The organism is Stenotrophomonas sp. 22DLJC03 (assembly GCF_056861405.1).
Map to the genome: position 1 here is coordinate 613,674 of NZ_JBSPUG010000002.1, position 15,348 is coordinate 629,021.

15 protein-coding genes are annotated in these 15,348 nt (G+C 68.0%); 2 read left to right on the forward strand and 13 right to left on the reverse strand.

Going from position 1 to position 15,348, the window contains the following annotated elements; genetic code table 11:
- Positions 1–113: 113 nt before the first annotated feature.
- From AC13GA_RS08750 to AC13GA_RS08765, 4 genes are all read right to left on the reverse strand, one after another.
- Positions 114–620, reverse strand: coding sequence for a hypothetical protein (locus tag AC13GA_RS08750; RefSeq protein ID WP_482997893.1), 507 nt, complete (start codon positions 618–620; stop codon positions 114–116).
- Positions 621–689: 69 nt separating this feature from the next.
- Positions 690–914, reverse strand: coding sequence for a hypothetical protein (locus AC13GA_RS08755; protein WP_253079084.1), 225 nt, complete (start codon positions 912–914; stop codon positions 690–692).
- Positions 911–1,612 (reverse strand): glutamine amidotransferase, encoded by a 702-nt coding sequence (locus AC13GA_RS08760; protein ID WP_430766000.1) that lies wholly within the window; start codon positions 1,610–1,612, stop codon positions 911–913. The genes AC13GA_RS08755 and AC13GA_RS08760 overlap by 4 nt, the downstream gene beginning before the upstream one ends.
- A complete protein-coding gene (locus AC13GA_RS08765; protein WP_253079082.1) occupies positions 1,609–2,382 on the reverse strand; it encodes a YggS family pyridoxal phosphate-dependent enzyme in 774 nt (257 codons plus the stop codon). The genes AC13GA_RS08760 and AC13GA_RS08765 overlap by 4 nt, the downstream gene beginning before the upstream one ends.
- Before the next feature lie 76 nt (positions 2,383–2,458).
- Between AC13GA_RS08765 and ptsJ the strand changes: the two genes are divergently transcribed.
- The gene (gene ptsJ / locus AC13GA_RS08770; protein ID WP_253079081.1) at positions 2,459–3,745 is read left to right on the forward strand and encodes a MocR-like B6 salvage transcription factor PtsJ; all 1,287 of its coding nucleotides are present in this window, start codon (positions 2,459–2,461) and stop codon (positions 3,743–3,745) included.
- Positions 3,746–3,812: 67 nt separating this feature from the next.
- Here the strand turns inward: ptsJ and AC13GA_RS08775 are convergent, their stop codons facing one another.
- From AC13GA_RS08775 to AC13GA_RS08805, 7 genes are all read right to left on the reverse strand, one after another.
- The gene (locus AC13GA_RS08775) at positions 3,813–4,319 is read right to left on the reverse strand and encodes a hypothetical protein (RefSeq protein ID WP_046984666.1); all 507 of its coding nucleotides are present in this window, start codon (positions 4,317–4,319) and stop codon (positions 3,813–3,815) included.
- A gap of 81 nt (positions 4,320–4,400) precedes the next feature.
- The gene (locus AC13GA_RS08780) at positions 4,401–7,511 is read right to left on the reverse strand and encodes an error-prone DNA polymerase (RefSeq protein WP_482997894.1); all 3,111 of its coding nucleotides are present in this window, start codon (positions 7,509–7,511) and stop codon (positions 4,401–4,403) included.
- 6 nt (positions 7,512–7,517) lie between these two features.
- Positions 7,518–8,927, reverse strand: coding sequence for a Y-family DNA polymerase (locus AC13GA_RS08785; RefSeq protein ID WP_482997895.1), 1,410 nt, complete (start codon positions 8,925–8,927; stop codon positions 7,518–7,520).
- 9 nt (positions 8,928–8,936) lie between these two features.
- On the reverse strand, positions 8,937–9,551 hold the full coding sequence (gene imuA / locus AC13GA_RS08790; RefSeq protein ID WP_426355693.1) for a translesion DNA synthesis-associated protein ImuA: 615 nt from the start codon (positions 9,549–9,551) through the stop codon (positions 8,937–8,939).
- 258 nt (positions 9,552–9,809) lie between these two features.
- Positions 9,810–10,817: a cyclase family protein gene (locus AC13GA_RS08795; protein WP_110712689.1), complete on the reverse strand. Its 1,008-nt coding sequence runs from the start codon at positions 10,815–10,817 to the stop codon at positions 9,810–9,812.
- A gap of 35 nt (positions 10,818–10,852) precedes the next feature.
- Entirely contained in the window at positions 10,853–11,503 is a 651-nt protein-coding gene (locus AC13GA_RS08800; RefSeq protein WP_482997896.1) for a DsbA family oxidoreductase, read from the reverse strand.
- Between the two features lie 92 nt (positions 11,504–11,595).
- The gene (locus AC13GA_RS08805) at positions 11,596–12,501 is read right to left on the reverse strand and encodes a LysR family transcriptional regulator (RefSeq protein WP_482997897.1); all 906 of its coding nucleotides are present in this window, start codon (positions 12,499–12,501) and stop codon (positions 11,596–11,598) included.
- Positions 12,502–12,680: 179 nt separating this feature from the next.
- On the opposite strand from AC13GA_RS08805, the gene AC13GA_RS08810 reads away from it, so the two are divergent.
- On the forward strand, positions 12,681–13,571 hold the full coding sequence (locus AC13GA_RS08810; RefSeq protein WP_482997898.1) for a sterol desaturase family protein: 891 nt from the start codon (positions 12,681–12,683) through the stop codon (positions 13,569–13,571).
- Between the two features lie 9 nt (positions 13,572–13,580).
- Here the strand turns inward: AC13GA_RS08810 and AC13GA_RS08815 are convergent, their stop codons facing one another.
- Complete coding sequence (locus AC13GA_RS08815; protein WP_482997899.1) at positions 13,581–14,285, reverse strand: helix-turn-helix domain-containing protein; 705 nt, start codon at positions 14,283–14,285, stop codon at positions 13,581–13,583.
- A 290-nt stretch (positions 14,286–14,575) separates the two neighbouring features.
- Positions 14,576–15,010 carry a VOC family protein gene (locus AC13GA_RS08820; RefSeq protein WP_014037567.1) on the reverse strand — a complete coding sequence of 145 codons (435 nt, stop codon included), beginning with the start codon at positions 15,008–15,010 and terminating at the stop codon, positions 14,576–14,578.
- Between the last annotated feature and the right edge of the window lie 338 nt (positions 15,011–15,348).

Genomic DNA, 15,348 nt, shown 5'->3' on the forward strand with positions numbered 1-15,348 from the left:
CTGGGAAAGGGAACAGCCCGCGGCGGCAAGGGCAGCGGCTGCACCTTACAGCAAAAGAGAATCATTTGCATCAACGAGTGCGGGCGGTGAACGACGCACGGCCGCCGGTGGGGTTACCGTGGTGGGTAATCGCAGTGGATCTGCAACGATTCGGTCGGGTTGTGATGCAGCACGAATCCGCAGTGCTGCAGGCTGCGCTTCACCCGCGTGACCGCCTCGGCATGGCGGGCGACGCGACGGCGTTGCCAGCGCAGCGGAGTAAATACGCCCAGGGGCAGCAGTCGTAGCCGCTTGCCGCGCAGTACCAGTGAGACATCGACATGGCAGCCATCGATGTCGTGACCATTGGCCCCGAAGATAGCGTCGACCTCATCGTGGCGCTGCGGGTAGCAGGCGCGGAAGAGGGTGATGCCGAACCGTCGCACCAGGCGGCGGAAGCCGCCGAGGTGGCTGTGGCTGGGTTCGAAGCCGCGGGTGAGCAGCAGGCGCAGTTCGGCAGGTAGCAGCGACTGTGCATCGAGCAGGCGCTGCAGCACCTCTGTTTCGATCTGGATATGGGTAGAGGGCCAGCGCGGGGCGATGAGCAGCCCGTGGTGGCTGCCGCGTTGCAGGGTCAACATGGCGGAAGATTGGCATGCCGGAATGCCGTCGGGTAGTGCCGGCCGCTGGCCGGCACTACCATCGTCGGGTCAGAGATCGCGGTACTGGATCTGTGAAGACAGCACGCGCAGGCCGTCAGCATTGCTGGACAGGATGCGTTCTTCGCCGACACCTTTCTGCCGCTTCAACTGGAAGCCCTGATCCGCAGGCAGCTGTGCGGCGATGGCGTCCATGCGTTGCAATGCATCGGGGCCGCTGCAGTCGAAGTGGCCCCAGTGGGCGCCATCGCGGTGGATCTGCAATCGGTAGTTCATCGCGGTATCTCCGGCAGGTCCTGCAGCCAATGGTCGAACATCGCGGTGGCGGCAGCGGCCAGTGGTGCACCGTAGCGGCGTGCCTGCGCGCGCAGATCGTTCGGATCGATGCCGGCCTGGGCCAGCTCCAGGGTGTGGCCGATCAGCCAGCGCTCGAACTGGCGGGCGTCCAGTTCTGGATGGCATTGCAGGGCCAGTGCGTGGCTGCCGATGGCGAAGGCCTGGTGACGGCAGGCCGGCGTGCTGGCCAGGCGGCGTGCACCGGCCGGAAGTTCGAACGCCTCGCCATGCCAATGCAGTACCGGAATGCCCTGCAGGGCCTGCAGCGGGGAACGCTGGCCTTCATCGGTCAGCAGCAGCGGTGCAAAACCGATCTCTTTGCCACCACTGGGAGCGACGCTGGCACCAAGCGCGTGGGCCATCAACTGCGCGCCGAGGCAGATGCCCAGGGTCGGCCGCTGCTGCTGCAGGCGACGCTGCAGCACAGTGATACTCTCGGCCAGGAACGGATAGGTATCCACATCGTTGACACTGATCGGTCCACCAAGCACTACCAGCAGGTCGGCAGAGTCGACCGGATCGAGCGCATCGACGCCGGCCTGGAGCACCTGCAGCTGCCAACGCTGCGTCAGCAGCAGCGGCTGCAGGGTGCCGAGGTCTTCGAAGGCGACGTGTTGCAGAACGACTGCGTGCTTCATGCCGGGGCTCCGCTGTTCGGCCAGTAGAAGCTGTCCGGGGTGGCGCGGGCGCCGAAGATGGCTTGGCCGACACGAACCACGGTGGCGCCTTCCTCGATGGCGACTTCGAAATCGCCGGACATGCCCATCGACAGCTGCGACAGGTCGAGACCGGGCGGGGCGGTGTGTTGCAGTTGGTCGCGCAGTTCGCGCAGGCGCACAAAGCAGGCGCGCACGCGCTCGACGTCGGGGGTGAAGATGGCCAGGGTCATCAGGCCGCGCACGCGCAGGCGATCGAAGGCCGGCAGCTGCTGCACGAAGGCCTCGACCGCGTCGGGTTCCAGTCCGTACTTGCTCGGCTCGGCCGAGGTGTTGACCTGCACGAACACATCCAGCGTGCGGTCTTCCAGCTGCAGGCGCTGCTGCAGGGCCTCGGCCACGCGCAGGCTGTCCAGCGCCTGGAACTCGCTGGCAAAGCGCGCCACGTAGCGCGCCTTGTTGGTCTGCAGATGGCCGATCACCGACCAGTGCACGCCAAGGTCGGCCATTGTTTCGGCCTTGCGCTGTGCTTCCTGCACCTTGTTCTCGCCCAGTTCCTGGCAGCCGGCGGCCACCGCCATGCGGATGCGGGCGTCATCGACGGTCTTGCTGACCGGAAGCAGGCGCACGCTGGCCGGATCCCGGCCGACGCGCGCGCAGGCATCGGCGATGCGTTGGCGCACCGTGACCAGGTTGTCGGCGATCTGTTCAACGGACTGGGCGACGGGCCAGTCGGCAGCGGCAAGGGGCATGCGGGCACCTCCAATGCAGGGTGGCCAGGGTGGGATACACTGGCACAGGACAAGAGATATTTTGGCATAGGACAAAATGAAAATCACCGGGCATAGCGCCGAGTCGATCTTCGACAGCATCCGCGACGGCATCGGCAAGGGCCGCCTGCCGGCCGGCAGCGTGCTGCCGCCGGTGCGTGAATTGGCCGAGCAGCTGGGCGTGAACCGCAACACCGTGGCCGCTGCCTACAAGCGCCTGGATGCGGCGGGCCTGGCCAGCACGGCGGGCCGCCGTGGCACGGTGGTGCGCGGATTGCCGCCGACGCTGGCGCGCGAGGGCAGTACGCCGGGGCTGGCGCTGCAGGACCTGGCCGGCGGCAACCCGGATCCTCGCCTGTTGCCGAACCTGCGCCTGGCCCCGGCGGCGCCGCGCTTGTACGGCGTGGGCACGGTCGACCCGAGGTTACAGGCGCTGGCACGGGCCTCGCTGGATGCGGACTGCCCCGAAGGCTATGCGCTGGAGCTGACCCATGGCGCGGTCGATGGCATCGAGCGCCTGCTGGCGGCGTGGCTGCTGCCGGGCGATCGCATCGCGGTGGAGGATCCGTGTTTCCTCGGCAGCCTCAACGTGCTCAACGCGGTGGGTCACGCGCCGTTGCCGGTGGCGATGGACGCGCACGGCATGCAGATCGAATCGCTGCGGCAGGCGCTGGGGGCCGGTGCACGCGCGGTGCTGCTGACCCCGCGGGCACACAACCCGACCGGGGCCAGCCTGGATGCGAAGCGGGCGCGGGCGTTGCGCCAGCTGCTGGCGGCCTATCCGCAGGTGGCGGTGCTGATCGATGATCACTACGCGCTGCTCTCGCAGCAGGCCTATCACTCGGTGCTGCCGCTGGATGGTCGTCGCTGGGCTGTGCTGCGCTCGTTGTCCAAGCCACTCGGTCCCGATCTGCGGCTGGCGTGGTTGGCCTGCGATGAAGAGACCGCGTCGCGGTTACGGTTGCGGTTGGCGTCCGGTACCGGCTGGGTCAGCCACCTGCTGCAGGATGCGGCGACTTCGGTGCTGGCATCGGCGACGCAGCAGGCGAAGATCGCGTCGGCAGGTGAGCGCTACCAGCAGCGGTTGCAGTCGCTGCAGGAACTGCTGCGTGCACGTGGCGTGCCGACACCGCAGCCGATGGAAGGATTGAACCTGTGGCTGCCGTTGCTGGCGGACAGCCATCCGCAGGTGCTGGCGCTGGCTTCGCGCGGATGGCATGTGCGTGCAGGCGAAGTATTCGCGGTGGCGGCACCGGGCCATGGTCTGCGCATTACCTGCGCGGCGCTGGGGTCGGCGCAGTTGCGGCAGCTGGCCGATGATCTGGCGGCGGTGTGTGGTTTGTAGCGTCGAGCCATGCTCGACTGCCGTGCGCGTAAAGCAGTCGAGCATGGCTCGACGTTACAAAAGCAGATCAGGGCGCGGCGTTGGCACCCGGGCGCACGTAGTAGGACTGGCCGCTGTCATCGACGAACATCAGTTCCGGCTTGCCCTGCCAGGAGGTGAGCATGGCGCCAGTGTTGTTCTGGTGCTTGACCATCAGGCTGGCGCCACGGTCCGGATTGGCCACCACCTTGAACACTTCGGTGGTGCCGGTGGCATCGTCCAGGGTCAGCAGCGCTTCGCCGCCGCGGTCGCTGGTGCCGTAGCCGCCGCGTTCGGAGCCGTCGGGGCCGAGCAGGATCAGGCCGGACAGGGCGGTGGCGCGCGGCCCCTGGGTGCGGCCCTGGCTGAGCGGATCGGGAACCGGTGCGCCGAGGATTACCCGCGGTTGGCCGCTTGCATCGTGGATGATCAGCCCGCGTGCCTCGATGATGCGCTGTGGCGATTGGCTGCGATGCAGGTTCCAGGCGGTCCAGCCGGAAACAAGCAGGGCGAGGGTCGAGACCACCAGCGTGGTCAGCAGCAGTGCGCGGGGCATGGCGTCGTCCTTCCTTGGATGTGCCGACGATAGCGGATGCGGACCGGCAATGGCCAGTTCGTTGTGTGACGTTGTGTATCGTCAGTGGAAATCGCGGCTGTGGCTGCGCAGTCCCTGCAGCAGTTCATCCAGGCAGTGCATGCGCTGCACGATGACGTGCTGCACGCCATCAACGCGTTCCAGGCGGCCATCGATCTGCATCAGCTGGGTATCGACCAGCACCCGGTGCTGGCGATCGGCCAGGTGCCGCCAGACCACGGCGTTGACCATGCCGGTCTCGTCTTCAAGGGTGAGGAAGGTGACGCCACTGGCGGTCTGCGGGCGCTGGCGCATGCGCACCAGGCCGGCGATGCGCACGCGCCGACCATGGCCGTGGCCCGCCAGCTGTGCGGCATCCAGACAGCCACGGCCGCGCAGCTGTGCACGCAGGAACGAGATCGGGTGGCGGCCAAGCGTGGTGCCGGTGCTGCGGTAATCGGCCTGCATGTCTTCCCAGGCGCTGGGCAGGGGCAGCGGAACGCGGGCTTCGGCGGTGGCGCGGGCCTGGTCGAACAGCGGCAGCCGGTTTTCCACGCCGGAGATATCCCAGCGTGCACGATGGCGATGGCCGCTGAGCCCACGCAGCGCACCGGCATCGGCCAGCAGGCCCTGCTGGCGGCGGTCCAGGGCGGTGCGCTGGCACAGGTCGCCCACATCGTCGAACGGGCGCCGCGCACGTTCGCGCATGATGGCCTGCACGGCGGGCTCGTTGCAGCCATCGACCAGGCGCAGGCCGAGCCGGATCGCGGCCGGCCCCTTGCTGAAATCCAGGGTGCAGTCCCAGTCGCTGTGGCGCACGTCCACTGGCAGCACGCGAATGCCGTGTCGGCGCGCGTCCTGCAGCAGCTGGTCGGGACTGTAGAAGCCCAGTGGCTGGCTGTTGATCAGGCTGGCAGTGAACGCGGCGGGGTGATGGCACTTCAGCCAGCAGCTGTTATAGGTCAGCAGGGCGAAGCTGGCAGCATGGCTTTCCGGGAAACCGTAATCACCGAAGCCCTTGATCTGCTCGAAGAGGTGTTCGCCGTACTCACGGCTGAAGCCATTCTTCAACATGCCGGCCAGCAACTTCTCGCGATGCGGTTCCAGGCCGCCACGACGCTTCCATGCCGCCATCGAGCGGCGTAGGGCATCGGCTTGGCCAGGTGTGTAACCTGCTGCTTCCACTGCCAGCTGCATCACCTGCTCCTGGAACAGTGGTATGCCCAACGTGCGTGCGAACACGCGCTCCAGTTGCGCTGGATAGAGCGGATTGTCAGGGTCGTTCAGTGCATCCGGGCCTTGCTCGCGCAGGATCCTCCGCCGTTCCAGATAGGGGTGCACCATGTCGCCCTGGATCGGGCCGGGGCGCACGATCGCCACTTCAATCACCAGATCGTAGAAGCTGCGCGGTTGCAGACGTGGCAGCATCGCCATCTGCGCACGCGATTCGATCTGGAACACGCCGATGGTGTCGGCGGCGCAGATCATGTCGTAGGTCTTCGTATCCTTGGCAGGGATCGCATCCATGCGCCCTTCGTGCAGGCCATGCTGTTTCAGCATCGCCAGGCACTTGCGGATGGCGGTGAGCATGCCCAGAGCCAGGCAGTCGACCTTCATCAGGCCGGTGGCATCCAGATCGTCCTTGTCCCATTGGATGACGGTGCGGTCGGCCATCGCCGCGTTTTCCACCGGTACCAGGGTCGACAGCGGGTGCTCGGAGATCACGAAGCCGCCCGGGTGCTGCGACAGGTGGCGCGGGAAGTCGATCAGCTCGGCCGTCAGCGCCAGCAGCCGCCGCATCAGCGGGGTTTCCGGATCGAAGCCGCGCTCGCGCAGGGTTTCCGGCAGCGGTACGTGGCCACCCCAGTGGTCCATCGCCGCGCCCAGTTCGTTGACCTGGTCCATCGGCAGGCCGAGCGCACGGGCCACGTCGCGGATCGCGCTGCGACCGCGGTAGCTGATCGCCACCGCGGTCAACGCAGCGCGCTCGCGTCCGTAGCGGTTGAACACGTACTGCAGTACTTCCTCGCGGCGCTCGTGCTCGAAGTCGATGTCGATATCCGGTGGCTCGTCGCGCTCGGCGGAGATGAAGCGCTCGAACAGCAGGTTGCTGCGCGCCGGGTCGATCTCGGTCACGCCCAGCACGAAGCACACTGCCGAGTTGGCCGCCGAGCCGCGGCCCTGGCAGAGGATGTCCTGGCTGCGCGCGAAGCGCACGATGTCCTGCACGGTGAGGAAGTAGGAGGCGTAGTTCTTCTGCCTGATCAACGCCAGTTCGTGCTCGATCTGCGTGCGTTGCGCTGGTTCGATGCCGCCTTTCCAGCGCCACGGGATGCCACGCTCGACCAGCACGCGCAGCCAGCTGTCCGGATCGTGGCCCTCCGGCACCAGTTCGCGTGGATAGGTGTACTGCAACTGCTCCAGCGTGAAGTGGCAACGCTCGGCGATGCGCAGGGTCTCGGCCAGCTGTTCGGGCGGATACAGTTGGGCCAGTGCGGTACGCGGACGCAGGTGGCGCTCGCCGTTGGGGAACAGGCGCCAGCCGGCTTCGGCCACGCTGCAGCGGTGGCGGATCGCGGTCAGGGTGTCCTGCAGGGCGCGGCGGCGGCGCACGTGCATGTGCACATCACCACTGGCGACCAGCGGCAGGCAGTGGCGTTCGCCGAAGGCCTGCAGCAGCTGCAGGCGGCGCGCGTCGTCGTGTTCGTGGTGCAGTTCCACCGCCAACCACAGCCGATCATCGAAGCCGGCGCGCAGCAGTTCCAGATCGGTGGCCGCCGGTTGCCGGTCCAGCCACAGGCACAGCAGGCCGTCGGGCAGGCCGAGCAGGTCCTCGCGCAGGCAGCGGTATTCGCCCTTGGCCGCGCGCCGCCGGCAGGTGGTGATCAACTGGCACAAGCCGGCGTAGGCGGCCTGGTCGGAGCACAGCAGGGCCAGCTTCGGCCCGTCCTCGACCTGGAATTCGGCGCCGACGATCAGCGCCACGCCATGCGTCTTGGCGGCCTGCCAGGCGCGCACGATGCCGGCCAGCGAGCATTCGTCGGTGATCGCCAATGCGCGGTAGCCCTGGCCAGCGGCGCGCGCGAACAGTTCTTCGGCGATCGAGGCGCCACGCTGGAAACTGAAGGCCGACAGGCAGTGCAGTTCGGCGTAGCCGGGCAGTTCGTTGTGCATGACGGCTCAGCCGAACCAGCCGTGCAGCATCCACGGCGCATGCGGATCATTGCGCTCACGGAAAGCCCAGCCGCGCTGGCCATGCGCGGTTTCCACCACGTAGTAATCGCGCCGCGCATCGGCCTGGTCCCACCAGCCCGATTCGATCCGCTCCGGCCCGGTGACGATGCGCAGGCGGGGATCACGCAGCGGTTGCGGCGTGTCCAGCAGCCAGCCCGGACGCAGCGGCCAGTACGACGGAGGCTTGACCGCAGGCTGGGTGCCACTGGCGCGTTCGGGGCGATGGTCGGCCTGCACCGCCAGCGGCTGCACGGCGTCATCGCCCAGCCGCGCACGCAGGCGCTCGCGCAGCTGGTTCCAGGGCATTGCCTGTGCCGGCCGGGTGTCGAACAGGTCACGCGCGGCGGGCACGAACGGTGGCAACTGCTCGGCCTGCAGGCGCAGTGCGCGGCTGCCGGCCGGCAGGGCGAAGGCTTCCATGCGGTTGCGTGCGATCTCGAACAGCAGCGCGGGATCACGCTCGGGCGCCAGCAGGCCGATGGTCAGTACGCTGGCCGGCAGCAGGTCGTGCTCGAAATGCAGGTCGAAGCGCTGCACGCCGCCATCGCGCGAACAGAGGAACGCAGCCAGATCCAACAGCAGCCGGCGCAGCGGGAACAGCAGGGCCTGGCTGGATTCGATCTCGTATTCGAATTCGATGCGCGCATCGAAACGATCCGGTGGCTGGTAGTAACGCAGTGGCGCAGTGGGCAGGCCACGCAATGCGTCCAGCTGCTGCAGCACCTCGGGGGCGAAGCGCCGGGCCAGACTGTCACGCGGCAGTTCGAGCACCGCACCCAACGTGCGCAGGCCGGAACGGCCGAGCACGGTCACCGCTTCGCTGGGCAGGCCGCAGCGCGGCAATGGCAGTTGTGCCAGCGCCGCCGGCAGCTGCTGCGCATCGATGCCGAGGCCGTCGTGGACGTTGGCCAGCACGCGTGCAGCATGCGCGGTGGGTGCAGCCACCAGGCGATGGCGGAAACCGAGTTCATGCAGTTCGTTGCGCAGGCGCTTTTCGATTGTCAGCCAGTCGCCGAACAGGGCGCGGCTGGCACCGATCTCCATGACCAGCGCATGCGGAAAATCGAGGCTGACCTGCGAGCTGTAGGCATAGGCCCAGCTGGCCAGCAGCTGCCGGGTGTGCTGTTCGGCGGTGGGGTCGTAGTCGTGCAGGTGCATGTCCTGCACCAGTACCTGCGCGGCCGACAGCAGCATGCCCGGGCGCAGTCCCACCGCACGGGCGGCCGGGCTGACCGCACGCAGCACGCGACGCTGTGCCGGCCCCTGCAGCAGCACCAGTGGCCGCTGCGGGTCCGGCTGCAGGCGCAGCACGCTGTCCAGCGCCAGCTGCGGCAACAACAGGCAGGCCCAATGCATAGCGCGGCCTCAGTGGGTGATGGCCAGTGGCAACGGCTGCGCGGGTGGCAGGCCGCCACGGCACTTCAGCACCCGTACCTGGCTGTGGTCGAGCTGCAGGCGCAGGCTGGCCGGGGAGGGGTTGCGCGCTGCCTGCGCCTCGCGGAACACGAAGCCCAGGCACTGGCCGCTGTCGGCAGCCACCTGCAGCCGGCGCAGGGCGCGATCGTCGGCCTGGTGCGGCCAGCACAGCACCGCCGCGCAGGCCGCAGAGCGCAGGCACTGTTCGGCGGCCCACAGCGCCTGTTTCGGTGCGGCGTGGATGATCTGCAGCTGGGCCAGGTCCAGTCCGGCGGCGGCCCAGGCCGGGGCATGCGGGCGATAGGGCGGGGCGACCAGCACGATCGGGCGTTCGCGCTGGCTCAGCCTGGCCAGTGCCGGCCAGACCAGCGCCAGCTCGCCGACACCGGGCGCTGCCTGCAGCACCTCACACAGCCCGCTGGCCGGCCAGCCGCCGCCGGGGAGGCGTGCGTCCAGTGCCGGGTGGCCGCTGGCCAGGTGGTCGCTGGCCGGGCCCTGGCGGGCCGGGCCGCGCCACAGCTGGCGCCCGTCCAGCAGCCGGTCGAGGGCGACGACGGCACCCATCAGCCGATCCTCCAAGAGAGGCGCCGGGTTGGCTTGAAGCGGCAGGAACGGGCGGAAACGGCAGGCATGGCGCGAGTATCGACGGGCCGGTATCAGGGGCTGAGACCGGACATGCTACTCGCCTTGTGAGTAGAATTACTAATGAAATTGGCGGACCGGGTTTCAGGTTGCTGAAGGGGTAAAGGAGTGCCGACCAAGGTCGGCACCCTCCGGGTATGGGACGGAATGCCGACCAAGGTCGGCACCCACAGGCCCCGGTTACGGGCGGACCGGCAACGCCACCGGGCGCAGCGGCGCGGCATCGCCGCCGCGGATCTTCAGCGGGCCGCCGATGAAGGCGAACTCATAGACCTTGTCGCGGGCCAGTTCGTCCAGCGCCACCAGCTCGATGATCGGCGCGCCCTGCTGGGCCAGCAGGTAGGTGTGCAGCGGCACGTAGTCGTCGGACACCTCCGAGGGGAAGGTTTCGAAGCTGAGGTTGTCGGCGCCGACGATCATCGCGCCGCTGTCCTCGACCAGGAAGCGCGCGGCGTCCAGGCCCATGCCCGGCGGGTTGGCCATGTAGGCCTTGGGCTGTTCGAACAGGCGCATGCGGCCGGTGCGGATCAGCACCACGTCGCCCTGCTGCAGCTTCACCTGCTGGCGTGCCAGCGCATCCTTCAGGTCCTGGCGGGTGACGCGGTAGCTGTCCGGCAGCATGTCCACGCCCTTGGCGCCGGCCACGTCAATCAGCACGCCACGCGCGATCAGCGGTGGGAATTTCTCGATGCCGGTGACGTTCCAGCCACGGTCACCGAGGTGCTTGTCGGCCTCGAAGCCGTTCCAGATCTTTCCGTGGATGCCGAAATGGTTCAGCGCATCGATGTGGGTGCCGGTGTGGCTGTACATCGAGAACGCGGTGCCGGTGTAGCTGCGGGTGAGGTTCATGGTTTCACCCACGCCCATCGGATCATCCATCACCGTGCCGCGCGGGGTGTGGGTCATCCAGAACTGGTAGTGCGGGTCGCCGGCATCCTGCCAGCTGGGCATGCCGACGTAGTATTCGGTGGCCAGGTCATAGGCCTTGCCGCCGCTGACCCGCGACAGGATCGCTGCACGCGAGGCCTCGGTGATCAGGTTGAGGCGGCCGATCTCGTCCTTCGGCCCCCAGGGGCTGGTGCCGACCTGCTGGCCGGAGGGAACGCGTTCGTGCGCGGACACGGTGGTGGACGCGGCGGTGCCGGCCAGCAGCAGGGCCAGCGCGGTGGCCAGGGTACGTGGGGTCATGGGGAGTCTCCTTGCAGGGTGGGGGATGGTGCGGTTCAGGCCGCGACCAGGTGCGCCAGGGCCTGGCGCAGTTGCGGCAGCGGCAGGGTCTGCAGGCGCAGGCCGTTGCCGCCGATCACGGTGGGAATGGAGCGGATGCCGAGGGTCGCGGCTTCGGCACGGTCGGCCTGCACACGCCGGGCTGCTGCGTCGCTGCGCATGTGGTCAGCGAAGGCGCCACGCGGGTGGCCCAGTGCTTCGGCGATATCCAGCAGTACTTCGGCGTCGCCGATGTTGCGGTGCTGGTGCAGGTGCGCCCACTGCACGGCATCGAACATCGCGCCATGGGCGTCGTTGCCGCCGAGCACGCCGGCGGCCTGGCAGGCCAGTGCACCGAGCCAGCCGGACGGATACTCGAAGTCCTGTGCGCGCATGCCTTCGATATCGATGCGCGCGGTATCTTCATGCGCGGCGCAGTCGGTCCAGTGGCGCAGGATGATCGCCTTGGCGCGCTCCATCGAGCCGAACACCTCGACCATCTGCGCGCGCGAGTCCTGCAGCACGAAGCTGCGGTGGCGCACCTGGATGCCGAGTTCGGCGGAGACCTGCTGCAGGCGCGGGGCCAGCACGAAGCACCAGCCGCAGACCACGTCGTGGAAGAAATCGACCACCGGCGCGGCGGTAGCGGGGGAAGGAACGGGAGACATCTGCCTGCCATCGGTGAGAGGGGAGGCGGCAGATTAGGCAGCGCGGCACGTCTGAAACAGTACGCCGCGGGCAGCTCAGTTTTCGCTGGCGGTTACGAATCCAGGCCGGCGCAGCCTGGCAGTTCGGCGTGCAGGAAATCGATGAAGGCACGCACCTTGGGCTGCAGGTGGCGCGAGGTGGGATAGACCGCATGCACGAAGCGCGGTGGATAGCGGTGGTTGGGCAGCACCTGCTGTAGTTCGCCACGGGCCAGTGCCGGTGCCGCCAGGAACGAGGGCAGGGCGCCGATGCCCATGCCGGCTACCAGCAGATCGCGCAGCAGCAGGCTGTTGTTGACGGTGACGCGCGCCGGCAGGGTGATCGTCACCTGGCCATCGGGGCCGAGCAGCGGCCAACTGCCGGGCGAGTCGGACAGGCTGTAGGCCAGCACGCTGTGCGCCTGCAGCTCGTCCACCGCCTGCGGTGCCGGATGCTGCTGAAGGTAAAACGGGGCCGCGCACAGCACCTGCTGCAGCGAGGCCAGCCGGCGCGCCACCAGCCGCGAGTCGTCCAGCTCGGCACGCAGCCGCAGCGACACATCGAAACCTTCGCCGACCGCATCGAGCAGGCGGTCTTCCATCACAAGGTCCAGCGACAGCTGCGGATGCTGCTGCAGGAAGCGTGGCAGCAGCGGTGACAGCGTGCTCAACGCGAACGACTGCGGCGCATTGACGCGCAGGCGCCCGGCCACGTCGCCGCGCTGTTCAGCGATGCCGCGTTCCAGCGCCTCCAGTTCGTCGAGCAGGCGGCAGCATTCGCGGTAATAGGCGTGGCCGGTTTCGGTCAGGCTCATGCGCCGCGTGGTCCGCTGCAGCAGTACCACGCCCAGGTGCGCTTCCAGCGTGCGCAGCTGCTTGCTCAGCCCGGCGGGCGACATGCCCAGGTCTTCGGCGGCACGGGCCAGCCCGCCGCGTTCGACGATGCGGCGGAAGGCACGCATCAGGTTGAAGGAATCCATGCCGGTCCCGGGCGCGATGAGGGCGCCATTGTAGAGCCGCGCCGTGGGTGGATGTGGCAAACGCGGTGCCGACCACGATGGGCATCCAGCAGCGGCGGACCCACGGGTTGCGCCGTTTGTTCAAGCCGGCCACCTGCATGCCGCGCAAGCATGCAGGCCCCTTACTTTCCGGATTGCCCATGAAGCACTGGATGCTCCGCCTGTATGCCCCGCTGTTCCTGCTGGGTTTCGTTGCCGCCGCCATCGTCTGGGTCGGCCACTGCCACGGTGACCCGTTGTGGTTGCTGGCCCTGCTCGCGGTTGCCATCGCGGTTTCGTTCGCTGCCGAACGTGCCTGGCCGTATGACCCCGCGTTCAACCACGACCAGGGCGACAGCCTGCGTGACACCCTGCATGCGCTGGTCAACGAAAGCCTGAACCTGCTGTCGATCGCTGCGGTTCCGCTGCTGGCAGCGCTCATTCCGTGGCAGCTGTGGCCGCTGCAGTGGCCGTTCGCGCTGCAGGTGCTGATGGCCATCGTCTGCGCCGACCTTGGCATCACTCTGGTGCACTACGCCAGCCATCGCATTGGCTGGCTGTGGCGGCTGCATGCGGTGCATCACAGCGTGACCCGCATGTATGGTTTCAACGGTCTGATGAAACACCCGCTGCACCAGGCGGCCGAAGCGGTGGGTGGTGTGCTGCCGCTGCTGGTGCTGGGCCTGCCGATGCCGGTAGCCGCGGTGCTGGCGTTCGCCATTGCCATCCAGCTGCTGCTGCAGCATTCCAACGTGGACATGCGTCCCGGCGTGCTGGGTCGGGTGATGGCATGGGCACCACTGCATCGCTTCCACCACATGCGCTACGGCACTGCCGGCGATGTCAATTTCGGTTTGTTCCTGACCGTGTGGGACCACGTGCTGGGGACCGCCTTCGATGCACCGGGCTATCGCCTGGGCCGGCCTGACCTGGGCATCGGCAGCCAGCCGGACTATCCGCACGATTATCCCGGGCAGCTGATGGCACCGTTCCGTGAACTGCCGCATGGCGAGGTGCCGGAGCTGCCGGAAGGCCTGCGCAGGCGTGGGTGATCGAGCGTGTCAGGTCGCGTGCAGCTGCAGGCCCTGAAGCTGCGCGGCACCGATGCCGAACATGCGGCGCAGGCTGCGCGAGAGGTGGGGCAGGTCGGCGAAACCGGCGGCATGCGCGCTGTCGGTCAGGCTGTGCCCGCGCAGATGATGCGCCAGCGCACTGCGCAGCCGTTGCCACAGTACCCAGCCGCGAAGGGTCACCGCCAGCTCTGACTGGAAACGCCGGTGCAGCTGGCTGGTCGACAGGTGCGCCGCTTCGGCGATATCAGCAGCCGGCACCGGACCGGGCAGGTGCTCGGCGATACGGGACAGCGCGGCCTGCACGCGGCGGTCCAACGGCTGCGGGCGACTCAGCCTTGGCATCCAGTCGTGCAGCTCCAGCGCGTTGCCCGGCAGCGCGAGCAGGTGCTGCCGGATCTGGTTGGGATCGGCATGCGCCGGTTCCAGGAACACCGTGCAGCCCGCTTCCGGCGCCGACAGGATTGCGTGCGGCTGGAATGACGGCAGCCACAGCCGTTGGCCCTGCTGCCGTACGCCGTCGATCTCGACCTGCCAGGGAGCGGCTTCGCTCAGCAACAGTTGATGGGCGTAGTGCGCGTGCGTATCGCTGCCACCAGCGTGGCCTTGCAGCACAGCCACGTGAGCATCCAGCAGCAGCGTGCCATTCCAGGGCAGGGCGGGAGAGGACATGGAGGGATTGTAGATCCACGTCATACGTGGATGAATCTCCATCGAAATCGAATATTCCGACAGTTGAACGAAGAGCAGCCGAGCATGGGCTCGGCTCTACAGCAGGCTGTGCAGGGAATTGTCGAAGGCGGGGTGGGTCCGGTTGCGGGGGCGTGAGCGCCATGGATGGCGCGACCGAGGCTACATGGACGTACTTGCGCCGTTCCCCGCAACCGGACCCACCCCGCCACCCCACAGGAGCCCAGCTTTCGCTTCTGCTGTTGCTTCGGCCGTTGCCTCTGCGGGGGCCAGGCGCAGCCCGGCCGTGCGTACCCTCACCGCCCGTGCGGGTCGGGCCGGTGATGCACGTACTCGACCACGGTGCCATCAGGATGCACCGCGTTGAATGCCGCCCCGGTGGGCACCACCTGCAACGGAAAGATGATCTCGGCGCCGGCCGCCACCAGCTTGTCGTGATAGGGCCGAACGTCGTCGACCAGCAGCGTCCCCGTGGTCGAAGTGAACGGCGCCAGCGCCTCATCGCACCCTTCGATCAGCAGGAATGCACCGACCATCGCCAGGCGCAGGCCGGCATCGGGAAACGGAAAGCCCGCATCGGCCACCACGCCCTGCAGCTGCTCGTAGAAGGCCACGCTGCGCTCCAGCTCGCCCGGGGCAACGAATACCCGGATCAGCACGCGGGGACTGCGCTGGCTGGAGGTATCACAGCGGTCGCGCCAGAGGTGATCGAAGTCGCGGTGTATGTTCATGGGCGGGGTTCAGGGCCGGTGACAACCCATTATCGGCAGCCCCGCGCGGCGCGCTGATGACTGCCGGTGATGGCCTGATAACCGACCGTCGCGGTCGCCCTGTGACTTAGGTCCTGTTGACAGGTGTGAACGCCCTCGCACAATCTTCACATGATTGGGTCGCCCTGCGCGGCCCGGACAGGCAGGTTGTCACGCCGGGAGGAGGGTCCCAGGCGCAGACCGGCCCGTCCTTCGGCCTGCGGGACGTTGCCTGGCAACCCCTGCGCGGCATGAACGCTGCACCCTTCGGCGGCACTTTCCCTGGACCGATTGCCTTGGCAACGGAATTACGCCTGCCG